Annotated in this window: 22 protein-coding genes; 3 read left to right on the forward strand and 19 right to left on the reverse strand. The window is 70.6% G+C overall.

Annotated elements, in window-relative coordinates:
• Positions 1-650: 650 nt before the first annotated feature.
• Both rdgB and rph read right to left on the reverse strand, forming a co-directional pair.
• Positions 651-1,298: an RdgB/HAM1 family non-canonical purine NTP pyrophosphatase gene (gene rdgB / locus ACYVD5_RS08285; protein ID WP_461000351.1), complete on the reverse strand. Its 648-nt coding sequence runs from the start codon at positions 1,296-1,298 to the stop codon at positions 651-653.
• Positions 1,295-1,972 (reverse strand): ribonuclease PH, encoded by a 678-nt coding sequence (gene rph, locus ACYVD5_RS08290; protein ID WP_461000352.1) that lies wholly within the window; start codon positions 1,970-1,972, stop codon positions 1,295-1,297. The genes rdgB and rph overlap by 4 nt, the downstream gene beginning before the upstream one ends.
• Before the next feature lie 264 nt (positions 1,973-2,236).
• Here rph and ACYVD5_RS08295 point away from each other — a divergent pair, with 264 nt between their 5' ends.
• Complete coding sequence (locus ACYVD5_RS08295) at positions 2,237-2,959, forward strand: hypothetical protein (RefSeq protein ID WP_461000353.1); 723 nt, start codon at positions 2,237-2,239, stop codon at positions 2,957-2,959.
• A 102-nt stretch (positions 2,960-3,061) separates the two neighbouring features.
• Here the strand turns inward: ACYVD5_RS08295 and ACYVD5_RS08300 are convergent, their stop codons facing one another.
• The 7 genes from ACYVD5_RS08300 to clpS all read right to left on the reverse strand — a co-directional run bounded on the left by ACYVD5_RS08300 (position 3,062) and on the right by clpS (position 8,005).
• Positions 3,062-3,835 carry an MBL fold metallo-hydrolase gene (locus tag ACYVD5_RS08300; protein ID WP_461000354.1) on the reverse strand — a complete coding sequence of 258 codons (774 nt, stop codon included), beginning with the start codon at positions 3,833-3,835 and terminating at the stop codon, positions 3,062-3,064.
• Between the two features lie 235 nt (positions 3,836-4,070).
• Positions 4,071-4,880 (reverse strand): thioesterase family protein, encoded by an 810-nt coding sequence (locus ACYVD5_RS08305; RefSeq protein ID WP_461000355.1) that lies wholly within the window; start codon positions 4,878-4,880, stop codon positions 4,071-4,073.
• Positions 4,881-5,045: 165 nt separating this feature from the next.
• Positions 5,046-5,993, reverse strand: coding sequence for a PLP-dependent cysteine synthase family protein (locus ACYVD5_RS08310; RefSeq protein ID WP_461000356.1), 948 nt, complete (start codon positions 5,991-5,993; stop codon positions 5,046-5,048).
• Between the two features lie 5 nt (positions 5,994-5,998).
• Positions 5,999-6,277 carry a MoaD/ThiS family protein gene (locus ACYVD5_RS08315; protein ID WP_461000357.1) on the reverse strand — a complete coding sequence of 93 codons (279 nt, stop codon included), beginning with the start codon at positions 6,275-6,277 and terminating at the stop codon, positions 5,999-6,001.
• A gap of 206 nt (positions 6,278-6,483) precedes the next feature.
• The gene (locus ACYVD5_RS08320) at positions 6,484-6,912 is read right to left on the reverse strand and encodes a M67 family metallopeptidase (protein WP_461000358.1); all 429 of its coding nucleotides are present in this window, start codon (positions 6,910-6,912) and stop codon (positions 6,484-6,486) included.
• A gap of 76 nt (positions 6,913-6,988) precedes the next feature.
• Entirely contained in the window at positions 6,989-7,552 is a 564-nt protein-coding gene (locus ACYVD5_RS08325; RefSeq protein WP_461000359.1) for a DUF2017 domain-containing protein, read from the reverse strand.
• 111 nt (positions 7,553-7,663) lie between these two features.
• Positions 7,664-8,005 (reverse strand): ATP-dependent Clp protease adapter ClpS, encoded by a 342-nt coding sequence (gene clpS, locus ACYVD5_RS08330; protein ID WP_461000360.1) that lies wholly within the window; start codon positions 8,003-8,005, stop codon positions 7,664-7,666.
• 193 nt (positions 8,006-8,198) lie between these two features.
• On the opposite strand from clpS, the gene ACYVD5_RS08335 reads away from it, so the two are divergent.
• Positions 8,199-9,512, forward strand: coding sequence for a nicotinate phosphoribosyltransferase (locus ACYVD5_RS08335; protein WP_461000361.1), 1,314 nt, complete (start codon positions 8,199-8,201; stop codon positions 9,510-9,512).
• A 122-nt stretch (positions 9,513-9,634) separates the two neighbouring features.
• Positions 9,635-10,210 carry an isochorismatase family protein gene (locus ACYVD5_RS08340; RefSeq protein ID WP_461000362.1) on the forward strand — a complete coding sequence of 192 codons (576 nt, stop codon included), beginning with the start codon at positions 9,635-9,637 and terminating at the stop codon, positions 10,208-10,210.
• A gap of 106 nt (positions 10,211-10,316) precedes the next feature.
• On the opposite strand, the gene ACYVD5_RS08345 is transcribed toward ACYVD5_RS08340, so the two are convergent.
• From ACYVD5_RS08345 to ACYVD5_RS08390, 10 genes are all read right to left on the reverse strand, one after another.
• Positions 10,317-11,111: an FkbM family methyltransferase gene (locus tag ACYVD5_RS08345; RefSeq protein WP_461000363.1), complete on the reverse strand. Its 795-nt coding sequence runs from the start codon at positions 11,109-11,111 to the stop codon at positions 10,317-10,319.
• A gap of 120 nt (positions 11,112-11,231) precedes the next feature.
• Positions 11,232-12,242, reverse strand: coding sequence for a tryptophan--tRNA ligase (locus tag ACYVD5_RS08350; protein ID WP_461000364.1), 1,011 nt, complete (start codon positions 12,240-12,242; stop codon positions 11,232-11,234).
• 83 nt (positions 12,243-12,325) lie between these two features.
• Positions 12,326-14,188, reverse strand: a complete 1,863-nt coding sequence (locus ACYVD5_RS08355; RefSeq protein ID WP_461000365.1) for a serine/threonine-protein kinase — start codon at positions 14,186-14,188, stop codon at positions 12,326-12,328.
• Positions 14,189-14,579: 391 nt separating this feature from the next.
• Positions 14,580-15,605 (reverse strand): zinc metalloprotease, encoded by a 1,026-nt coding sequence (locus tag ACYVD5_RS08360; RefSeq protein ID WP_461000366.1) that lies wholly within the window; start codon positions 15,603-15,605, stop codon positions 14,580-14,582.
• Between the two features lie 177 nt (positions 15,606-15,782).
• Positions 15,783-17,501, reverse strand: a complete 1,719-nt coding sequence (locus tag ACYVD5_RS08365; protein ID WP_461000367.1) for a DEAD/DEAH box helicase — start codon at positions 17,499-17,501, stop codon at positions 15,783-15,785.
• Between the two features lie 121 nt (positions 17,502-17,622).
• Positions 17,623-17,790: a hypothetical protein gene (locus ACYVD5_RS08370; protein ID WP_461000368.1), complete on the reverse strand. Its 168-nt coding sequence runs from the start codon at positions 17,788-17,790 to the stop codon at positions 17,623-17,625.
• A 7-nt stretch (positions 17,791-17,797) separates the two neighbouring features.
• Complete coding sequence (locus tag ACYVD5_RS08375; RefSeq protein WP_461000369.1) at positions 17,798-18,619, reverse strand: class E sortase; 822 nt, start codon at positions 18,617-18,619, stop codon at positions 17,798-17,800.
• Positions 18,620-19,044: 425 nt separating this feature from the next.
• Positions 19,045-19,290, reverse strand: coding sequence for a DUF3039 domain-containing protein (locus ACYVD5_RS08380; protein ID WP_461000370.1), 246 nt, complete (start codon positions 19,288-19,290; stop codon positions 19,045-19,047).
• A 53-nt stretch (positions 19,291-19,343) separates the two neighbouring features.
• Positions 19,344-19,931 carry a YqgE/AlgH family protein gene (locus tag ACYVD5_RS08385; RefSeq protein WP_461000371.1) on the reverse strand — a complete coding sequence of 196 codons (588 nt, stop codon included), beginning with the start codon at positions 19,929-19,931 and terminating at the stop codon, positions 19,344-19,346.
• Positions 19,932-20,025: 94 nt separating this feature from the next.
• Positions 20,026-21,468 (reverse strand): malic enzyme-like NAD(P)-binding protein, encoded by a 1,443-nt coding sequence (locus tag ACYVD5_RS08390; protein ID WP_461000372.1) that lies wholly within the window; start codon positions 21,466-21,468, stop codon positions 20,026-20,028.
• Positions 21,469-21,554 lie beyond the last annotated feature (86 nt).

Raw genomic sequence — 21,554 nt, forward strand, 5'->3', positions numbered from 1 at the left:
CCGGCGGATTTCCGTTCGCCTTCCGTTTGGAAGGCGGCGGGCATCCGCTCTTTGTTATGTCTCCACTTTATCAGGCTCCCCGCACCCCGCCAAATCGGCGAATTTGCGGTTCAATCTGAAAAACTGCGTTGCCGCCACACTACACGCACTTTCCGCGTTCCGTGACGCCCTTGCCGAATACGGCGAGCACATCCGGACCGGGTCCGGCTCACTGCCGCCGACATGGCCGACTGCATCGGATCGGACCGCTGACAAGTACTGGGAGCACGCCCCTGCGGGCCGTGTTGTCCGTGTGTCGGACCTGCCGATACGCCCATCCGGAAGGATGTTCGGGTCTCGGCTGCGTTGCTCTGCCCAGCCTACCCGCTCGCAGCGATGACCGCGAACGGAGTTCCAAGGGAGTGCGGACCCTCGCACGGTGGTGGGCTCTGGCTTGCGCCAGGAGCACCGCCGTTTGGTGTTGTCCGCTTCAGCCCTTTACTTTAACCCCGCGCGCGAGGCGTATGCAAACCGGAGCCGGCCGCCCCTACTCGAACGCACCGCGGCGCTCGCCCATTCCCGCCGACCCCGGTGCGCAAGCCCGGCGGCACCCGTGCAGGCCGCAGCGGCCTCGACCGCTCGCGGTCGCCGGGTGCCGCCGGCGGCGCGGTTCAGAAAAGTTCGCCCAGCCGCTGCGCGATCCTGCGGAAGGCGATGCCGCGATGGCTGATGGCGTTCTTCTCCGCCGCGCTCATCTCGGCTGTGGTGCGGGTCTCGCCGTCCGGCACGAAGACCGGGTCGTACCCGAAACCGTTGCCGCCGCGGCGCTCGCTGATGAGCCTGCCACGCAGCACGCCTTCGGCGACCTCCTCGATCTCCTCGCCGGCGGCGGGTGCCGCATCGCGGGGGACGACCAGGGCCGCCGCCGCAGCGAACTCGGCGCCCCGGCGCTCCTCGGGCGTATCGGCCAGCTGGTCGAGGACGAGGTCGAGGTTGGCCGCGTCCTTGTCGCCGGTCTGCGTCCCGAAACGACCCGACCAGCGGGCCGAGAGCACCCCCGGCATCCCGTTGAGGGCGTCCACGCGCAGCCCGGAGTCGTCGGCGACGGCCGCCAGCCCCGTGTGGCGGGCTATCGCGCGGGCCTTCAGCAGTGCGTTGCCGGTGAAGGACGCCTCGGTTTCGGCCACCTCAGGGGCGTCGGGATAGCCGTCGAGCCCGACCACGTCCGCGCGCAGCCCGGCCGCGCTGAGGATAGCCTGCATCTCGGGCAGCTTCTTGGCGTTGCGGGTGGCCAGCACAACGGTGATGCGGTCGCTCATCCGGCCAGGGCCTTCTTCTGCATTTCGGTCAGTTCGGCGCAGCCTGTGACGGCGAGGTCGAGCAGGCTGTCGAGTTTGGCGCGGTCGAACGGAGCGCCTTCGGCGGTGCCCTGCACCTCGACAAAGGTGCCGTCGCCGGTGACCACCACGTTCATGTCGGTCTGGGCGACCGAGTCCTCCAGGTAGTTGAGGTCCAGCCGCGGCTGGTCCTGGATGACCCCGACACTGATCGCCGAAACCGAACCCTTCAGCGGGTTGTTCTTCAGATTGCGCTTCTTGCGCAGGAACTTGAAGGCGTCGGCCAGGGCGACGTAAGCACCGGTGATGGCCGCGGTGCGGGTGCCGCCGTCGGCCTGGAGCACGTCGCAGTCCAGGGTCACGGTGTGCTCGCCCATCGCCTTGAAGTCGATCACGGCGCGCAGTGAACGCCCCACGAGGCGGGAGATCTCATGTGTGCGGCCGCCGATCTTGCCCTTGACCGACTCCCGCGCGCCGCGGGTGTCGGTGGCTCGGGGCAGCATCGCGTACTCCGCGGTGACCCAGCCCTCGCCGGTGCCGCGCCGCCAGCGGGGTACGCCGTCCTCAACGGACGCCGCGCACAGCACGCGGGTGTCGCCGAATTCGATGAGGGCGGAACCTTCGGCGTGCCGCAGCCAGTTCCGGGTGATGGTCACTGGTCGTAGTTGGTTCGGAGCGCGTCCGTCGGGTCGTGCCATGCGCGAAAGCCTATCCGGGCGCGCCACTCACCGCGCCCGGCGGCGTACATGGAGCGCCGGCGCGCCCGAAGTATCCCTTGGCTTACGGTCCTGCCGCCGTGCGCCGGTAGGCGTCCGGAAGGTGACACCATGGGAGGCGCCGACGCGGTCCCCGATCGCGGGCGTCCTGAGTACCGACGGCAGGTAGAGGGTCACCACGCGATGAAATTCGTTCCGAGATACGTGTCCCGGACACGGTGGGCGGTCGCCACCGCCGCCGTCGCGCTGGCGGCCTCCGGCTGTACTTCGGCACCCGGCGCGTCCCCGGACGAGTCGCCCTCGGCCAGCCGCTCCGCGCCCGCACCCGGCTGGGCCGACGTCGGCGGCAAGCCGGTCGCCAGCCCCTCGGCCGAGACCGGCGCGGCGAACGCCGAGGGCGCTCCCTCCCCCGATACCGAGCCGGCGCCGCTGCCTGCGTCGTGCGGCGCAACGGGCATCGAAGACCACATGTCCGGCGTCCTCGCCCAACTCGACGATCCGGAGTTCACCGAGGTCCGCACGGAAAAGCGGCTGGAGTGCTCCTGGGCGGGGTTCGACGCCGAAGAGGGCAGCGAGGTCGTGATGGTGACGTTCGCCCCCGAGAAGAGCCTTGTTTCCTACCCCGGCCACATACCGGTTCAGGCGCAGCGCGACCCGTCCTTCTTCACCACCGAGGCGGTGGCCGAGATGGGCGGCGTCGCCAAGTGGGACACCGGCGAGATGTTCTCCGGGGTGAACCTGCACCTGCCGGGGCTGCTGGTGTCCACGACCGGCAATACGCCCCGGGTCGAGACCGGCGACCTGCTCGAAGCTGCCACGGCGGCCGCGCAGGAGCTGACCGAGGGCGGCACCGGCGGCTCCACCGGGTCACCGGCGCCAGCGGACGCCGCCGATCCGTCGCCGACGCTCCAGGCCGACAAGGGCTGACGCACTTGCCGGACGCTTGCGCAGCGGCGCCGGACCGGCCGCCGCCGCGCAAGCGTCCGGCGCCCTCGTGAAGCAGTCGGCCCACCTCGTTGCACGGGTCGGCTACACCGGGTTGAGCGCCGCCGCGCTGCCGACCTCGTAGACCCCGCCGGAACGGGCCAGGTCGATCGGGCCCGTGTAGGTGCTGCGTGCCTCGCCGAGCGTGCGGTCGTCGTCGTTCCAGGGCACCAGGTGGGTGAGCAGCAGGTGCTGCGCGCCGGCGCGTTGGGCGTGCTCGCCGGCTTCGCTGCCCGTGAGGTGCATGTCCTTGGGGTTGTCGCGGTGGTCGTGGAAAGAGGCCTCGCACAGGAAGAGGTCGGTTCCGGCGGCGAGTTCGACCAGCTCGTCGCAGGCACCGGTGTCGCCGCTGTAGGCGAGACTGCTGCCCTGGTGCTCCAGGCGGATGCCGAATGCGTCAACGGGGTGGTTGACCCGGCCCAGGCGCGCGGTCATCGGGCCGATGGCGGTCTCGCCGGGCGCGAGCTCGCGGAAGTCGAAGGTCTCGCGCATGCCCGGGTCGGGCTCCAGGCCGTAGGCCGCGGCCATGCGGTCGGCCACCCCCGGCGGCCCGTAAACGGGTATGGGGGGTTTCGGACCGCCTTCGGGATAGGTGCGGGCGACCCAGTATGAGCAGAGGTCGAAGCAGTGGTCGGCGTGCAGGTGGCTGAGGTAGACGGCGTCGATGCCGTAGATGTCGACGTGCTGCTGCAACACGCCGAGTGCCCCGTTGCCCATATCCAGCAGGAGCCGGAACCCGTCGGCCTCGACCAGGTAACAGGATGCGGGGCTGGCCGGGCCGGGAAAACTGCCCGAAGAGCCGATGATGGTGAGTCGCACGGTGCATTGCCTTTTCGCTGGGGTGCCTCCGCGGAGACGCACACGTGAAGCCGGTGTATCGCGAGGTGGGCCGCTGCGTGTTCTCCGTGTTACGGGTCTACCCCAATGACTCCACCGGCGGTACCAAATGTGGCCCGAGTCTCACGCGTGTTGAGTCACATGTGAACGCTTCACATCTGGCAACCGCTTCCGTTTTGCCAGGTCAGGACAGTGGAGTCGGATTTCGCGCCGCGTGTCAGCGCCCGCCCCGCGCCAGCTGGCGGCTCTGCGCCACGAGCGTTCCCTTCACATCCCACATATCCACGGTCTCGTCGAACCAGCCGTCGTTGACGGCGTCGGCGCGCACCCGGAAGGTCAGCGGGCCCGGTTGGGGGACGGCGCGCATGTGCCAGGTCAGCTCGACCGTGGGCGCCCAGCGCCAGGTGCCGAAGACGGTGACCACGGGCGGCATGGCGTCGACGGCCAGCGGCAGGAACAGGGCCGGGTCCTCGGCGGCGGGACCGCCGTCCTGCTCGCTGATCTGCACGTGGCCGGTGAGTTCGGGGACGGGGTCGGCGATGCGGCCGAGGAGCCGCTGCCAGGACTCGTCGGTGTAGAACTGGGAGACGCGGCGGGTGAACTCGGGGGCGTTTTCGACATCGGCGCGGGGATCGTAGGTGCGGCATTCGGCGATCGGGGGCACCGAGGGGGCGGCGGCCGCGTATTCGGGTACGGCACCGGTGTCGAGGGCGGCGGTGGCGATGGTTCCGCTGACGCACTCTTTGCCGTCCTGGCGCAGTGCGATGCGCACGGTGGCGACGGTGCGGCCGGCTTTGAGCACGGTGGCCTCGACGTCGGCGGGCCCGGCCGCGGCGGGGCGCATGAAGTGGAACGACGATGACACTGCGTGCGGGTGCGGGGAGGCCTCCAGCGCGGCCCGCTGCATGACGGCCATGAGGTATCCGCCGTTCATCGCCTTGCCGATGAGGTATCCGGGGTCGAGATCGGCGGTGTAGTGTCCTTCGCCTGCAGCGGCGACCGCGGTGGCGGTGTCGAATCTCGTCATGGCACCCATTGAACCGAATGCCGTTCCAGTACCGGACACCCGCCCCTGCCGGCCCGCACCCATGCCGGCTCCGCCAAGTGGGTGAACGCCTGCGGGCGGGCGCCCGGTGGGGTCACCGGATGCCCGCCCGCGTGCTGCCGGCCGCGGGTGGTGCGGCCGCGGGCCTCAGGCCCAGAGTTGGCCGTCGAGCCGTTCCTCGGCCTCTTCCAGGGTGCCCTCGTAGGCACCGGTGGACAGGTACTTCCATCCGGCATCGGCGATGACGAAGGCGATGTCGGCTTCGTCGCCCGCCTTGGCCGCCTTGGCCGCCATGCCCATGGCCGCGTGCAGCGCCCCGCCGGTGGATACCCCCGCGAAGATCCCCTCGTTCTCCAGCAGCTGCCGGGTGCGTTTCAGCGCGGCATCGGAGGGCACCGAGAACCGCGTGGTGAGCACCGACTCGTCGTAAAGCTCGGGCACGAACCCTTCGTCGAGGTTGCGCAGTCCGTAGACGAGTTCGCCGTAGCGGGGTTCGGCCGCGACGATGCTGATGCCGGGCCGCTGTTCGCGCAGGTAGCGGCCCGCACCCATGAGCGTGCCCGTGGTGCCCAGCCCGGCCACGAAATGCGTGATCTCGGGCAGGTCCTCCAGCAGCTCGGGACCGGTGGTCTCGTAGTGGGCACGGGCATTGGCCGGATTGCCGTACTGGTAGAGCATCACCCAGTCGGGGTGCTCGGCGGCCATGCCCTTGGCGACCCGCACCGCCTCGTTGGACCCGCCCTCGGCCGGGGAGAAGTGGATCCGGGCACCCCACATCTCCAGGAGCTGGCGCCGCTCGGCCGAGGTGTTCTCGGGCATCACGCAGACCATGCTGTAGCCGCGCAGCTTGGCGACCATGGCCAGGGAGATACCCGTGTTGCCGGAGGTGGGTTCGAGAATGGTGCAGCCCGGCGAAAGCCGCCCCTCTTTCTCGGCCTGCTCGATCATGTAGAACGCGGTGCGGTCCTTGATCGAACCGGTGGGGTTGCGGTCCTCCAGCTTCGCCCACAGCCGCACACCGGGCGAAGGCGACAGCCGGGGCAGGCCCACCAGCGGGGTGCGGCCCAGGGAGTCCAGCAGGGAGTCGAATCGCATGGCGGTCAGCGCATACCGCCCGCGACCGCGGGCAGGATCGTCACGGTGTCGCCGTCGGCCACGGGCGACTCCAGCCCGCCGAGGAAACGGACGTCCTCGTCGTTGAGGTAGATGTTGATGAACCGGCGCAGCTTGCCGTTTTCGACCAGGCGCTCCTGCAGGCCCGGGTGGCGCTTGTCGAGATCGGTGATGAGCTCGCCGAGCGAGGCGCCTTCGCCCTCGACGGCCTTTGCGTCGCCGGTCAGGTTGCGCAGGATGGTGGGGATGCGGACCTCGATGGCCATGAGCGTTTCTCCGTAGCGTGTGGACGTCTGCGTCTGTGTGGTGCGCCGCGCGGGTGCGGTCGCCGGCCGCATGGCCGCGGGTGGAGCCACGCGCGCACGCGCGCTCCTGCTCGCCTTTGGTTTCCAACAGGCGGCGCCGACCGGTGATTCCGCGCCCGCCTGCGGCCTGGTGGCCCGGTGGCGCCGCGCCGTGCCGGCCGCCGGTTCTACGCGGTGGGCTCGCCCTCGTCGGCGGTGATCTCGACCGGCTCCTCGGTCACCACTCCGTCCACGATGCGGTAGGAGCGGAACTCCTCGGTGTCGGAGTCGCGCGTGGAAACCAGCACGTAGTGGGCGTTGGGTTCGGAGGCGTAGGAGATGTCGGTGCGCGACGGGTATGCCTCGGTGGCGGTGTGGGAGTGGTAGATGACCACGGGCTCTTCGTCGCGGTCGTCCATCCCCCGCCAGACCTTGAGCTGCTCTTTGGAATCGAAGCGGTAGAAGGTCGGGGAGCGTTCGGCGTTGGCCATTTCAATGAACCGCTCGGGCCGGTCGCTGCCTTCGGGGCCGGCGACGACGCCGCACGCCTCGTCGGGGTGGTCGCGGCGCGCATGGGCGACGATCCGGTCGTAGATCGCCCGGTTGATCCTCAGCATGGGGCTCAGCCTAGCCGAGGAAATTTCCATACCCACTCACTGGGTATGACTTATCCGGCCCGCCCGCGACCGGTGTTCACGCCCCCGGCCGGTGCCCCTCGAACAGCGCTTGCACCAGGCTCTCCTGCAGCACCCCGAGCCAGTCGTAGAGGTGCATCGCGGTGGCGTCGGCCTCGGGCACCGCGGCCTCGCCGCGCAGGTAGGCGTCGTGGGCCTCCTGATCGATGCCCATCCGGGTGCCCAGGGCCAAGCGGACGTCGTTCAGCGATTTCAGCCACGCGTGCGCCCCGGCGCGGTCGAGTTCGATCCGCCCGCCGCCGGAGGCGGGCAGGGCGTCCATCAGCGACCGGGCGTTCTCGCGTTTGTGTTCCCGCAGGGTGTCCTCGGTAAAACGCCGGAAGTCGCCGGAGGCGTCGGCGTGGTCGCCGCTGTATGCGTCGGGGAACAGCCGCGCCAGCACCGGATCGTCGGGTTTCTCGGTGCTGTCGCCGATACCGAGGATGCGCTCGAACTCGTCCTTTTCCGGGGGCGGCTCGACGAGCTCCAGTACGAGCCCGGCCATGGCCCGCAGGATCTCGGCGTCGTCGGAGGAGAGGTCGATCGCCACTCCGCCGCCGACGGCTCGGAAACCTCGTGTCATCTGGAAAATCCGCCGTTCCGCCTGCCGTTGTGTTCTCGGTCTCCCGGGCGCCCGCCCGCAGCGACAGGCGCCCCGCGGCGGCACCGCGGGGGCGGGCGCGCCGGGTAAGGGCTATTTGTCCTGCTGCAACGTGGCCCACAGGCCGTACTCGTGCAGGATGGAGACGTCGCGCTCCATTTCCTCCCTGCTGCCGCTGGACACTACCGCGCGGCCCTTGTGGTGCACGTCGAGCATGAGCGAATGCGCCTTGCTTTTCGGGTAGCCGAAGACGGTCTGGAAGACATAGGTCACATACGACATCAGGTTGACCGGATCGTTCCAGACGATGGTCACCCATGGGAGGTCGGGCCGCACGTGCTCCTCGGTCTCCGGCCGCTCCAACTCGACCGGTGCCGTGCTCAAGGGTGGTTCACCTACCTTGCGTCCGCCGTTTCCGGCCTGCGTGCGATGCATTCGGCCGCCGCGGAGGGCGCCCGCTGAGGGCGGTGCGCCGCCGCGGCGCCTCTGCGGGGACAACGTGCGGCCGCCGCCGCGGGTTTCCGCCCGCTCACTCCATGGTGCCACTGTTGCGGAGCGGCTCTCGTGGGCAGTGTCATAGCAGGCGACCCATTTTGGTACCGGAAGACACAAACTAGGGTTGTGCGCTATGACCGATGATCCCAGCAGCGCGCTCCTCACCGACAGGTACGAGTTGACGATGCTGCAAGGCGCCCTGCAGAGCGGGGCGGCCGACCGGCGGGCCGTGTTCGAGATGTTCGCCCGCCGCCTGCCCGAAAACCGCGGCTACGGCGTCGTCGCCGGCACCGGGCGCTTCCTGGACGCCCTGGAACGTTTCCGTTTCGATACCGCGGCGCTGGACTACCTCGCCGACGCCGGCGGCATGGACGACACCACGCTGAAATGGCTCGCCGACTACCGTTTCTCCGGCGACATCTGGGGCTACGGCGAAGGCGACTGCTACTTCCCCGGCTCACCGATCCTCGTCGTCGAGGGCACCTTTGCCGAAGCGGTGCTGCTGGAGACCATTGCGCTGTCGGTCTACAACCACGACTGCGCCATCGCCTCGGCGGCCTCGCGCATGTCCCTGGCGGCCGGCTCCCGGCCCCTCATCGAGATGGGCTCGCGCCGCACCCACGAGATGTCGGCTGTGGCGGCGGCCCGGGCCGCCTACCTGACCGGCTTCGCCTCCACCTCCAACCTGGAGGCGGGGCGGCGCTACGGCATCCCCACAGCGGGCACCAGCGCGCACTCGTTCGTACTGGTGCACGGCACCGAGCGCGAGGCGTTCGAGGCGCAGCTGCGCGCCCTGGGCGCCGGCACCACCCTGCTGGTCGACACCTTCGACGTCGACGCTGCCGTGCGGACCGGCGTCGAACTGGGCGGGCCGACCCTGGGCGGGGTGCGGGTCGACTCCGGCGACCTCAGCCGCACGGCCTTCCGCGTACGCGAGCTGCTCAACGACCTGGGCGCCGCAGGAACCCGGGTCATCGTCACCGGCGACCTGGACGAGCACGCCATCCAGGCGCTGGCCGTCGCGCCGGTCGACGGCTACGGGGTCGGGACCGCGCTGGTGACGGGGTCGGGGGCACCCACCGCGTCGCTGGTCTACAAGCTCGTCGCCCGCGCCGCCCCGGACTCCGACGGCGAACTCGAACCGGTCGCCAAACGTTCGGTGGGCAAACCCAGCAAGGGCGGCCGCAAGTGGGGGTCGCGGCAGTTGGACGACTCGGGTGTCGCCACCGCCGAACTCGTCCACGAGCGCCCGCCCCGCGAGGAGCGGCTGCAGCGCCCGCTGCTGCGGCGGCTGGTCGCCGGCGGCGAAATCATCGGCCGCGAGCCGCTGGAGGCGGCACGCAAGCGCCACGCGGCGGCCGTCGCCGAGCTTCCGGAGTCGGCCCGCCGGATGCACCGCGCGGAGCCGGTCATCCCCACCCGATTCGAAGGCCGCGAAGAGGTCTGATCCCGGCCTGCCCGGGCAGGAACACGATCACAACCGGGTGCGGCGCGCGCCGGACGGGCACCGGACGCGATCGGCGCCGGAACCCGCGCCGCGCGCTGCGCCTCGGCGGAAGGAGAGCAGCAATGCGGGCATTGATCATCGTCGACGTGCAGAACGACTTCTGCGAGGGCGGCAGCCTGGCCGTGGACGGCGGGGCCGGGGTCGCCGGCGCCGTCTCCGCCTACGTCGCCGAGCACCGCGGGGAGTACGCCGGGATCGCGGCAACCCGCGACCACCACATCGACCCCGGCGCGCACTTCTCCGACAACCCCGATTTCGTCGACAGCTGGCCGCGGCACTGCGTCGCGGGCACGCCCGGCGCCGACTTCCATCCGCGGCTGTCGACCGGCCACATCGACGCCGTCTTCCGCAAGGGCCAGTACAGCTCGGGCTACAGCGGCTTCGAAGGCGAGGACGACGGCGGGACGCGCCTGGAGCAGTGGCTGCGCGATCGGGGTGCCACAGCCGTGGACGTCGTGGGGATCGCCACCGACCACTGCGTGCGGGCGACCGCCCTGGACGCGGCGGCGGCCGGGTTCGCCACCCGGGTGCTGCTCGGACTGACGGCGGGAGTCTCGCGGACGAGTACCGACGCGGCCCTGGCGCGGCTGGCCGAGAACGGGGTGGAGCTGGAGGGCGAGCCGGTCGTGGCGGCTTAAGCTCCGGCGGGGGCGGGCGGCGCACCGACCCTGCGGAAATGCCCAGATATCACAACTGAGACCGGCATTTCTGCATGATCAGCAATGGCGCACGAGCACCCCGCAACTAGCTCGGCCGGTCGGCCGTGAACAGGTAGTTGCGGTGCCCCTCGCGCACCCGGTCGGCCGGGCGCCAAGCCCGCCCCACCCACACGCGCATCCGGTAACCCAGCCCGGCGAGCCGCTCGGCAAGGTCGCCGGCGCGCGCCCCGTACTTGGCCAGGTGCCGGTCCTCGATCTCCAGCAGCAGCGCCGGCCGGTGGGTGCGCAGGGTCCGCTGCGCGCCGTCGAGGACCGCGAGCTCGGCGCCCTCGACATCGGCCTTGACGAAGTCGACCCGGCCGAGTCCGAGTTCGCCGGTGAGGGAGTCCAGCGCGGTGGTCCGCGCGGCGACACTGCGCTCGCCGGCGAACTCGGCGTTGGGGCCGACACCCTGCGCACCGGTGGTCAGGAAGGCGCGGCCGTGCACCGGAAGGCCGCGGCGCAGCGGCACACTCAACGTGCCCGCGCCGTCACCGGCGCCGACCGCGCGCTGCAGGACGCGCACGTTGCCGGCGTTGAGCGTGCGCGCAGCCGAGCGCAGGAAGGCGGCGGGCCCGGGCAGCGGCTCGACCGCGTAGACCCGCCCGCCGGCACCGGTGAGGCCGGCGAGCGTGAACGTGTAGAGGCCGAACTCGGCACCGATGTCGAGGCAGACGTCGCCCGGCCGGACGATTTCGGCCAGCCCGGCGACCTCGCGTTCCAGAAAGAACGTGTGCGGGGCAAGGCCGCGCAGCGCCGCCGACACCATTCGCACCCCCGCTGCCGCAGGCGGCCGCCCCGGCCCGCCGGAACGGGGTGTCCGGTTTGGTCCAGTGGTCATGCACGCTCACCTGCCCAGGAGTGACTACCGTGCGGAAACGGCCCGAGCAGGCGACTGTTCCGGGCGGTTCCGCACGAACGGCGTTGTGCGAAGCGACGGCGTTGTGCCGGGCGCCGCGGGTCAGTCGATACCGACCGCGGCGCGGACCTTGGCCAGGGTTGCGCCGGCGCGGGCGCGGGCACGTTGGGCTCCGGCCTCCATGATGGTGTCGAGTTCGCTGCCGGGCGCCATGAGTTCGTCGTAGCGCTCCCGCATGTCCCCGAACGCGGCGTTGAGCACCTCGAACAGCTCGTTCTTGAGCTCGCCCCAGCCCATGCCGCCGGCTTCCAGGCGCTTGCGGACGCCGTCGGTGTGCTCGGGGTCGGCGAAGCGGGCGAGCAGCTGGAAGGGGACCGAGGTGTCGGGGTCCTTGGGGTCCTCGACCGGGGTGGAGTCGGTGGGGATCCGGCGGACCAGCTTCTTCAGCTTGTTCTCCGGCATGAACAGCGGGATGTGGTTGTCGTAGGACTTGCTCATCTTGCGGCCGTCGGTACCGGGCAGGATGCTGCCTTCGCCCTCCGGGTAGGCGCCCTCGGGGATGGGGAAGCTGTAGTTGGCGCCGTAGACGTTGTTGAACGCGCGGGCGATGTCGGCGGTGTACTCGATGTGCTGGGCCTGGTCGCGGCCGACCGGGACGATATCGGCCTCCATCACCAGGATGTCGGCCGCCATCAGGATGGGGTAGTTGAACAGCCCCATGTTGATCCCGGCGTCCAGGTCGGTGCTGCCCGCGGCCTCGTTGCGGTCGCGCGCGGCCTTGTAGGCGTGCGCCCGGTTCATCAGCCCTTTGGCGGTGACGTTGGCCAGGATGGCGGTGAGCTCGAAGACCTCGGGAACACTGGACTGGCGGTAGACGATGGTGCGCTCGGGATCGAGCCCGCACGCGAGCCAGGTGGCGGCGACCGACCGGATGTCCTCGCGGAGCCTCTCCGGGTCCCTGACCGAGTTCAGCGAGTGGAAGTCGGCGAGGAAGTACAGGCTGTCATTGGACTCGGCCGCCGCCAGCGCGGGCCGGATCGCGCCGTAGTAGTTGCCGATGTGGGGCATGCCCGTGGTCTGGATGCCGGTGAGGTAGGTCTTGGTCGCTGCCATGCCGCCGAGTTTATCGGCGGACGGCACGGCGACCGCCGCCGCGCCGCGGGCACACCGGGCCGGCGAGCCCGATGGGCGGCGGACTAACCACCCGTCTCCGCCTGCGCCAGAATCTCGTTCAGCTCCGGCAACCCGATGTTGTCGACCACGAGGATGCCGGAGTCCGGCAGCAGCCACAGGCGCTGGAGATAACTGGACTCGGGACGCCCGCTCCCCTCCGAGCATGGCACCGCGTACTCGTTGTAGTAGGCGTCCAGACTGCCGATGGGGGCCAGCTCGGGCTCGTTCGGCTGCTCCGCCGCGCTTTGGTCGTAGGGCTGGAGTGCGGCTCCATCCGGACAAAGCGGCAGTTGCGAACTGGGGACGTAGTAGGTCTGCGGGTCGATGGGCGCGTAACCGGGGCCGCCCAGCTCGATCCCCTCGGGCCCCAGGATCTTGACGTGCTCGCAGCCCGCGGCACTGACGGTGGTCCAGGTCACTTCGGTGTCGCAGGAGCCGCCGCCGGGGAAGGCCGCCACCCATTCCCCCGGTCTGCCGCTTTCTCCTGCGGCGCCGAAGTTCTCCTGGATGCGCTGCACGTTCCAGTCGGCGGGGAAGCCGATCTCCATGGAGCGGAACCCCACCGACTGCGGGTAGTCGGACGGGGTGGGCGATTGCTCGGGAGCGGGCGGCGGCTCGGAGGTCCGGGCCGGTTCCGAGGACGGTTCCCAGGACGGTGACGGATCTTCCTGAGCGACGGGTACGACGGGCTGGTCGGTGAGCAGCCGGCCGACGGCCCAACCCCCGGCAACCACGGCGGTGGCGGTGATTCCGGCGACGACAGCGGTCACGCCCTTGCTCATCCCGAGGACGGTGCCTGCGCCGGCAGTGCCTGCGGCTCCCGCGCCAGCCGCTGCCGCTCCTCCGGCCGGGGCGGAGCCCGCGCCGGCACCCGAACCCGCCGTCGACAGCATGGCGGCCGCCGCGGTCCACGATCCGGCACCTCGGCCGCTCGCGGCGAACCCGCGCCAGGTGTCACCCAGCAGAGTGCGCAGCCGCGTCCGGGAATCGGGGCGGGTGGCGTCGGGCTCGGCAGCCACCGTCGCCAGGACGCCTTCCAACGCCTCGGCGGCCGTGGGCCGTTCGCCGGGGTCGACGGCCAGCGCGCGCTCCACCAGCGGCAGCAGTTCGTCGGGGACTCCGTCAACGTCGGCCCGGCCCTCGCGGGTGCGACGCAGCAGCGCGGCGGCCTCGCCGGCACCGAAGGGGTTGCGGCCGGCGGCGGCGTAAGCGACCAGGGCACCCCAGGCGAACATGTCGGCCGCGGTCGTAGCGGTCTCACCGCTCAGGCGCTCGGGAGCGATCCAGCCCGGGGTGCCGTAGACGCCCTCTTCGGGTGTCGCATCGGCGACGTCCCTCGCAATGCCGAAGTCCAGCACGCGGGGGCCGTGCGGGCCCACGATGATGTTTGCGGGCTTGATGTCGCGATGGACGATCCCGGCGGCGTGCACGGCCGCCAGCGCCTCGGCCGTCCCGGCTGCGAAAGCGGTAAGCGCCGCTCCGCTGAGCGGGCCGTATTCAGAGGTGTGGTGGCGCAGTGTGTCGCCGTGGACGAACTCCGTGGCCAGCCACGGCTGCGGGCCGGTGGTGTTGGCGCCCACGAAAGCGGGGGCACACTCCGCGTCGACCCGGCTGAGTAGGTCGGCCTCGCGGGCGAAGCGGGCCCGGTAGGCGGGGTCCAGGGCGTTGCCGGGGTGGATGACCTTGACCGCGGTGTGGTATCCGCGCCCGTCCAGCGCGCCATAGACGGCTCCCATGCCGCCCGCGCCGATGCGGCCCACCAACTGGAACGGACCGACGGCCGTGGGATCGTCGTCCCGCAGCGGAGCGAATCCCGCGGGGAGCGGAGTCTCCTCGGGCTGCGGGGAAGTGTCGCCCGGCGAGAAGGGGGGAAGTGGGACTGTCATGGTGATCCGTGGTACTAGCGGGTAGGGGGCGGCCGGCGCACGTCGCCATACCAGCCGGTACGGCGATGGCATACCCGGCGGCGGGCAGCCGCCTCGCGCCATGACCGGTATCGGCCGCCGGCAGCCGGAGAAGGCGCCCGACTGCCGCTACTCTCCCAGACCGCAAAGGCCGCATCGCCAACGCGGGCCGCCCCACTGGGTTTCAACCGACACCGGCAGGGGCGGCGGCACAGCTGCTCCGCATCCCCTACCGGCTCCACGGGCCTGGACTAAGCCCTGTTCGATAAGCCCTGATCGATCGGGACCGCCCGCATTCCGGTACCTGCGCGGCACACCGACCCTGCGGAAATCCCCAAAAATCAACGCTGAGACGGTCATTTCAGCATGATCATCAAGCCGCCGGCGCCGCCTGGGACTTGCCGGCGCGGAAGGCCGTCCAGTTTTCGTCCATGCGCGTGGCCTGCCCCTCGGTGAAGTGGTTCAGGCAGGCGTCGTCGCTGTAGTCCATGAAGTTGTGCACCGGGTCGTCACCGGCGCGGTCGGGGCAGGTGTCGCGGCCCTCGGGACAGCCGGACGCCTGCTCGCCTTCGTAGGGGGTGTCGTCGACGTAGTCGCCCGGCTCTTTGCAGCCGTTCTGGAAGGTGTGGAATAGGCCGAGCCAGTGCCCTGTCTCGTGGACGGCGGTATCGCCCTGGTTGTAGCCCTCCTGGCTGCCGCCGGGCAGCGTGCGGTAGTCGACGACCACCCCGTCGATCTCGGGATCGGAGGAGTAGTCGGCCGGGAAGGTGGCCTGGCCGAGGTAACCCTCGCCCATGTTGGTGACGTAGAGGTTGAGCGTGTCGGCACCGCCCTGGCGCAGGTTGCTCTTCATCTCGTTCTCGTGCGCGCCGTAGTCGTTGAACCACGTGTCGTTGGCAGTGCGGGTGACGTCCTCCAGGCGGAAGCCGAATCCCGTGTCGGCGCCGGCGAAGCCGCCGCTGAACGCCTTGTTCAGCACCGCCATCTGCTCGTCCACGGTGTTGTCGGAAACTTTGCCCGTGCCGTCCTGGGCGTGCACGTTGTGCACCACGACGGGCACCGTCGCGGCCCGGGCCTGCTCCGCCTGCGACGGCCCCTGCCGCGACCCCTCCTGTTCCCGCAGCGCCTCGCGCAACTGGCGTTCGTAGGCGGCGGCCTCCTCGGCGGTGAGGTGGTCGTGCGCGTCGCGGCGGGGAGCGCCATCCGCCGCCGCGGAGTCGCCGGGCGGGCAGTCGGCCGCGCGGTGGGCGGTGGCCTGTGCAGCGGCGGCGGGTGCGGCGGCCACCGCACCCGCGGCCGCGACCGCACCCGCCCCGGCCAGCAGTACGCCGAGCAGCCGCACCCCCGCGCCCGGTTTGCCGTCCTTCGTGGTCCTCAGGGTCTTTGCACCGTGTTTCATGCACACGGACAGTAGTTAGTTGATGGCGCCGCATCGTAGGCGGCATGCCCGCCTTGCGAAGTGTTTGCCGGTCCTTGCGCCCACGTTGCGCAACCCCGCCCGGTCGCGGCCGAAGACCATACGCGGCAGGCCCGGCCCCGGCCGCCGCCGGCCGGCGCACCGGCCCCGCCGCTACCGCTACTTGCCACCGGTCGCCCAGGTGCGGATCTTGGCGATGCGCGCCCGCACCTGGTCGGCGCTCGCCTGGGCGATCGGCGGGCCGCCGCAGACCTTGCGCAGCTCGGTGTGGATCATGCCGTGCGGCTGGCCCGTGCGGTGGTGCCACGCGCCCACCAGGCTGTTCAGCTCCTTGCGCAGCTCGGCCATGACCTCGTGGGCGGGCGGACCGGAGTCCTCCTGGCGCGGGGCCTTGCGCTCGTTGGCCTGCTGGTCGGCTTTGCGTTTGCGCAGCAACTGGTTGACCTGCTCGGGCTCCAGCAGCCCGGGCAAGCCCAAAAAGTCCTCTTCCTCCGGTGAGTCCGGCGTGCCGCCGCCGAACTCCGAGCCGTCGTAGAGCGCCCGATCGAACTCGGCTGAGGCCTCCATCGTCTCGAAGGGGAGCTCCTCGCCGGCGTCGGGCGTATCGCGCTTTTTGCGGGCCTCGTCGACCATGTCCTGCTCGGGGTCGAGGCCGTCCTCGTTCAGCGGGCGGTCCAGCGCGTGGTCGCGCTCGCGCTCCATCTCGCCGGCGTACTCCAGCAGCGTGGGTACTGAAGGCAGGAACACCGATGCCATCTCGCCGCGCCGGCGCACCCGCACGAAGCGGCCGACGACCTGGGCGAAGAACAGCGCCGTACTGGTCGAGGTGGCATAGACCCCGACCATCAGCCGCGGTACGTCGACCCCCTCCGAGACCATACGCACCGCGACCATCCACCGGTCGTCGGACTCGGCGAACCGCTTGATCTTCTTGCTCGCGGTGGGGTCGTCGGACAACACCACTGTGGCGCCGCGCCCGGTGATCTGGCGCAGGATGCGGGCGTAGGCGCGCGCGTTCTCGTGGTCGGTGGCCACGACCAGGCCGCCGGCGTCGGGGTGGCTGTGGCGGACCTCGGTGAGTCTTCGATCGGCGGCGGCCAGCACCCGCTTGATCCAGTCGCCCTTGGGGTCCAGAGCGGCCCGCCACGCCTGGGCCAGTGCGTCCTGGGTCAGCGGTTCGCCCAGCCGCGCGGCGAGTTCGTCGCCGGCCTTGGTGCGCCAGCGCATCTCCCCGGAGTAGGCCATGAACATGACCGGCCGCACGACCCCGTCGGCCAGCGCGGGCGCATAACCGTAGCTGTAGTCCCACGCGCAGCGCCGCACACCGTTGTGGTCCTGGACGTAGTCGACGAACGGGATCGGGTTGACGTCGGAGCGGAAGGGCGTGCCGGTCAGCGACAGCCGCCGCGCCGCCGGCTCGAACGACTCGCGCACCGCCTCGCCCCAGGAGAGCGCGTCGCCTGCGTGGTGGACCTCGTCGAAGATCACCAGCGTGCGGCGGGCCTCGGTGCGGTTGCGGTGCAGCATGGGGTGTGCCGCGACCTGCGCATAGGTGATGGCGGCGCCGATGTACTGCTTGCCCAGAGCGCCCTGGCCGTTCTTGAAGTCCGGGTCGATCGCGATGCCGAACACGCCCGCGGCCTCGGCCCACTGCTTCTTCAGGTGCTCGGTGGGGCAGACGATCGTGATCGACCGGATGGTGTGGCGGGCCAGCAGTTCGGCGGCGAGGGTCAGCGCGAACGTGGTCTTGCCCGCGCCCGGCGTGGCGACCGCCAGGAAGTCGCGCGGCTGCCTGCGGAAGTACTCCTCGAACGCTTCGCGCTGCCACTGCCGCAGACCGCTGAGCCGGTCTTCGGTATCGGTGTCGACAAGCGTCATGCTGCTGTTCCCCTGATGCTCACGGGAATGAGCGTATCGGCCCCGGTTGGCGCGCAGGCGGCGCGGCGTGGGGTGCGTTCGTCACGTCGGGGCCGGCAGCGGCCCGCTGCGCCGCCCGTGGTCAGCCGCCCGTGGTCTCGACGGCCCCGTCGTTGAAAGGCATGTAGGGGTCGATCGCCGGGAAGACGTAGAACCACAGCCCCGCCGCGGCTCCGGCCACCAGCACCAGCGCCAGCAGCAGTTTCACCGGCCACGGGCCCGGAAGGATGCTCCAGATCAGGCCGTACATCAGCGGGTCACGCCCCCTCGTCCTGGGTCTCCGGGGCCATGTCGGCGATGTTCTCCGGCATGCCCTCGTCCTTGGGCCGGGTATCGGTCAGCTCGGCGTGCACGATCAGCCGGTGGGTGTTGTTCAGCTTGGGCGCGCAGGTGGTCAGGGTCAGCAGCGAACGCTGGGGGTCGTCGTTGTTCTCGGCGTTGAACGGGTCGGGGTCGACCACCTCGACGTGGTCGGGCGTGACGGTGCGCTCGTCGATGACCTTGTAGGTGTAGAAGTTCTCGGCGTCCTCGACCACGATCTCGTCGCCGTTCTCGACCAGGTTCAGGTCCCAGAAGATGCCGGGCGTGCGGTGCCCGGCCACGGAGTAGTTGCCCTGCTCGCCGGCTGCCGCGGCGTCGCCGCCCGAGACGTCGTCGTCGCCGTAGTGCCCGGGGCTGTAGCGGATGTCCTCCTGGGAGACGCCGTTGACGACCACCCACTTCAGATCCAGCTCGGGGATGTAGAGGCGGCTGTTGGCCGCGCCGGGCATCGCGCCGGAGTCGGGACCGCGGTCCTGCTGCTCGGACTGCTGGGCCCAACTGTCCTCAAGGCCCTGCGAGAGCTGCTGCTGTTGCTGGTCGGTCTGGAACTGCTTGCCGTAGACCTCGTAGGCGGCGAAAAACAGCATCAGGATCCCGGCGGTGAACAGCAGTTCGCCGAATCCCCGCACGATTCCGCGGGCGAGGCCGCCGCCGCTGCCATTGCCATCACTGCGGCGCTGCGGGGGTTTCCTGCGGCGCCCGCGGGCTTGGCTCCGTCGCCCGGCGTGGCGCGACTGCCGCTCACTAGTGGAGACCATGTGACCTACCGTTGGTTGCCGCCGCACCGGCCGGCCCGCACACGGCGTGCGGGTGGCGTGCCGCGATCCTTCGGGGGCGGTGGGGCGGGTGTTGGAGTCGGGTGACCTCGGCGGCGCATTCGGCACGCGCGAACGCGTTTCTCCCCGTTGGGCCGAATACGGCGATTGGTTCACAGTGGAGGGTACCGCGCCGGGAGCCCGCACACATCAGGCATTGCGAACACGGCAGCGGGAATCCGCACCTGTTTCCCGTGTTTCCCGTACCGGATTCGCGCAGCGGCGAAAGGGCCGCGCGCATTGCCGCACCGCCCGATCGGAGCCGGGACGTGAGGAGGGGCGCAGGGCAGCGCGCTGCGTCGCGGCCGGCCAAGGCGGTGCGGCCCCGCGGCCCCTGGATCGCAAGGCCGATCGGCCCGCGAACCGCGCTACTTCATCATCTCCGCGTAGATCTCCTTGCACTCCGGGCATACCGGGAACTTCTTCGGGTCGCGGTTGGGCACCCACACCTTGCCGCACAGGGCGATCACCGGGCTGCCGGTGATGGCGCTCTCGGTGATCTTGTCCTTCTGCACGTAATGCGCGAACCGTTCCCGATCGCCATCGTCGTGCGAAATGTCCGGCTCAGTCTCACTGTCCGGAAGCACCTTGCTGTTGACAACGTCCATTGCCATGGGCCCTCACACCTCCTCCTTGCTCGTTCCACGGTATCCGGCGGAGCCCGCACTCAGTTCAGTGTCGGGTCGTCGGGAAAGGTCGATACCAAGGCGAGATCCCCGCCCTGGCGCCGCAGCACACGCGGCCACAGCGAGTCGGGGGCGGCGGAGAACACGTCGTCGGCCACCGCCGGAACCACATACCACGCGCCCTCGCTGATCTCGCCGGTGAGCTGGCCCGCACCCCACCCCGCGTACCCGGCGAAAACCCGGAGCCGGCCGAGCGCGCCGCCGAGGATCTCCGGCGGGGTATCGAGGTCGACCACGCCGAGGCCGTCGACCCGCGACCCCTCGTGCGGTGCGCCCTCCAGCGGGCGCCAACCCAGCGGGGAGTGGTCGCCGCCGGGCATGCCCAGCGCCAACCCCGCCCCGGTGCCCACCGGACCGCCGGAGAACATCACCGCGGGCTCGGTGGCGAAACCGCTCCAGTCGACCAGCACCTCGCCCACGGCCAGTTCGAGAGGGCGGTTGACGATCACACCGAGTGTGCCCTCGTCAGGGTCGTCGTCGACCACGAACACGACCGCCCGCCGGAAGTTGGGATCCTCCAGAAGGGGGGTCGCCACCAGGAGGCTCCCGGTCAGAGTCGGCTCTTCCATGCTCCACGTTTACCCGCATCGCCGCCCGGAATCCAGTGCGGCCGGACACGGACCGCGTCCAAAACGGGGGCCCGGCGCACATCCGGCCCGGCGCTCACTCGCCCGGGTGGGAGACGCCGGCGCCCGCTGCGCGCCCGGTGCGCCGCGCCTGCTCGCGCAGCGCCGCGTCGCGGACGGCGGTGGACACCTGCTGGGACAGGTCGGGCTGGAAGACGCTGGGGATGATGTAGTGCGGACCGAGTTCGTCGTCGGTGACAACGTCGGCCAGCGCCTTGGCGGCGGCCACCATCATGTCGGAGTCGACGTGGTCGCTCTGGGCATCCAGCAGGCCGCGGAACACCCCTGGGAACACCAGCACGTTGTTGATCTGGTTCGGGTAGTCGCTGCGTCCGGTGGCCACCACGGACGCGTGCAGGTGCGAGACCTCGGGGTCGACCTCGGGGTCGGGGTTGGCCAGCGCGAAGATGATTGAGTCGTCGTTCATCTCGGCGATGTCGGCGCCGTCGAGCACGTTGGGGGCCGAGACACCGATGAACACGTCGGCGCCGTTCACCGCGCCCGGCAGGTCGCCGGAGTAGCCCTCGGGGTTGGTGTTCTCGGCGATCCAGGCCAGCGTGGGATCGAGGTCGCCGCGGCCGGTGTGCAGGGCACCGTGGATGTCGCAGACGACGATGTGCTTGGCTCCGGCGTGCATGAGCAGTTTGAGGATCGCGGTACCGGCCGCGCCGGCACCGGACATCGCGATGCGGACCTCGCTGAGGTCCTTGCCCACCACCCGCAGCGCGTTGCGCAGCGCCGCCAGCACCACGATCGCCGTACCGTGCTGGTCGTCGTGGAAAACCGGGATATCCAGCAGGTCGCGCAGCCGTTCCTCGACCTCGAAGCAGCGGGGAGCGGAGATGTCCTCCAGGTTGATGCCGCCGAATCCGGGCGCCATGAGCTGCACGGTGCGCACAATCTCGTCGACGTCCTGGGTGTCCAGGGCGATGGGCCAGGCGTCGATGTCGGCGAAGCGTTTGAACAGCGCCGCCTTGCCCTCCATCACCGGCATGGCCGCCTGCGGTCCGATGTTGCCCAGCCCCAGCACGGCCGAACCGTCGGTGACCACCGCGACGCTGTTGCGCTTGATGGTCAGCCGCCGCGCGTCGTCGGGGTTGGCCGCGATGGCCTGGGAGACCCGCGCGACCCCCGGCGTGTAGGCCATGGACAGCTCGTCGCGGTTGCGCAGCGGCACCTTCGACTTCATCTCGATCTTGCCGCCGAGGTGCAGCAGGAAGGTGCGGTCGCTGACCTTGTGCACGATGACGCCCTCTATCGCGCCGAGGGCGTCGACGATGGCCTGGGCGTGGTCGGTGTCGCGCGCAGCGCAGGTGACGTCGATGCGGATGCGCTCGTGGCCCGCAGAGGCGACGTCGAGGGCGGTGATGACGCCACCCACGTGCTCGACGGCATTGGTGAGGCTACCCACCGCGCTGCCGTGTCCGTCGAGTTCCAGACGAATCGTGATCGAGTAGGAAACGCTGGGAAGGGTGGCCACGAAATGCTCCTCATGCTCCTGTCGAACCGCGGACCTGCCGCGGAGGCCGCCTTGGCCTGCCGCTGCGGCGGGGGAAGCACGGCGGA

The sequence above is a fragment of the Streptomonospora sediminis genome, assembly GCF_054778995.1.

What these genes read in the sequence shown, in the direction of transcription:
- ACYVD5_RS08375 (WP_461000369.1), bottom strand. Translation starts at nt 18,619, where the DNA reads ATGGTCTCCACTAGTGAGCGGCAGTCGCGCCACGCCGGGCGACGGAGC.
- ACYVD5_RS08365 (WP_461000367.1), bottom strand. Translation starts at nt 17,501, where the DNA reads ATGACGCTTGTCGACACCGATACCGAAGACCGGCTCAGCGGTCTGCGG.
- ACYVD5_RS08315 (WP_461000357.1), bottom strand. Translation starts at nt 6,277, where the DNA reads ATGGCCATCGAGGTCCGCATCCCCACCATCCTGCGCAACCTGACCGGC.
- ACYVD5_RS08380 (WP_461000370.1), bottom strand. Translation starts at nt 19,290, where the DNA reads ATGGCAATGGACGTTGTCAACAGCAAGGTGCTTCCGGACAGTGAGACT.
- ACYVD5_RS08360 (WP_461000366.1), bottom strand. Translation starts at nt 15,605, where the DNA reads ATGAAACACGGTGCAAAGACCCTGAGGACCACGAAGGACGGCAAACCG.
- rdgB (WP_461000351.1), bottom strand. Translation starts at nt 1,298, where the DNA reads ATGAGCGACCGCATCACCGTTGTGCTGGCCACCCGCAACGCCAAGAAG.
- ACYVD5_RS08345 (WP_461000363.1), bottom strand. Translation starts at nt 11,111, where the DNA reads ATGACCACTGGACCAAACCGGACACCCCGTTCCGGCGGGCCGGGGCGG.
- ACYVD5_RS08340 (WP_461000362.1), top strand. Translation starts at nt 9,635, where the DNA reads ATGCGGGCATTGATCATCGTCGACGTGCAGAACGACTTCTGCGAGGGC.
- clpS (WP_461000360.1), bottom strand. Translation starts at nt 8,005, where the DNA reads ATGCATCGCACGCAGGCCGGAAACGGCGGACGCAAGGTAGGTGAACCA.
- ACYVD5_RS08385 (WP_461000371.1), bottom strand. Translation starts at nt 19,931, where the DNA reads ATGGAAGAGCCGACTCTGACCGGGAGCCTCCTGGTGGCGACCCCCCTT.
- ACYVD5_RS08310 (WP_461000356.1), bottom strand. Translation starts at nt 5,993, where the DNA reads ATGCGATTCGACTCCCTGCTGGACTCCCTGGGCCGCACCCCGCTGGTG.
- ACYVD5_RS08355 (WP_461000365.1), bottom strand. Translation starts at nt 14,188, where the DNA reads ATGACAGTCCCACTTCCCCCCTTCTCGCCGGGCGACACTTCCCCGCAG.
- ACYVD5_RS08350 (WP_461000364.1), bottom strand. Translation starts at nt 12,242, where the DNA reads ATGGCAGCGACCAAGACCTACCTCACCGGCATCCAGACCACGGGCATG.
- ACYVD5_RS08320 (WP_461000358.1), bottom strand. Translation starts at nt 6,912, where the DNA reads ATGCTGAGGATCAACCGGGCGATCTACGACCGGATCGTCGCCCATGCG.
- ACYVD5_RS08335 (WP_461000361.1), top strand. Translation starts at nt 8,199, where the DNA reads ATGACCGATGATCCCAGCAGCGCGCTCCTCACCGACAGGTACGAGTTG.
- ACYVD5_RS08305 (WP_461000355.1), bottom strand. Translation starts at nt 4,880, where the DNA reads ATGACGAGATTCGACACCGCCACCGCGGTCGCCGCTGCAGGCGAAGGA.
- ACYVD5_RS08370 (WP_461000368.1), bottom strand. Translation starts at nt 17,790, where the DNA reads ATGTACGGCCTGATCTGGAGCATCCTTCCGGGCCCGTGGCCGGTGAAA.
- ACYVD5_RS08325 (WP_461000359.1), bottom strand. Translation starts at nt 7,552, where the DNA reads ATGACACGAGGTTTCCGAGCCGTCGGCGGCGGAGTGGCGATCGACCTC.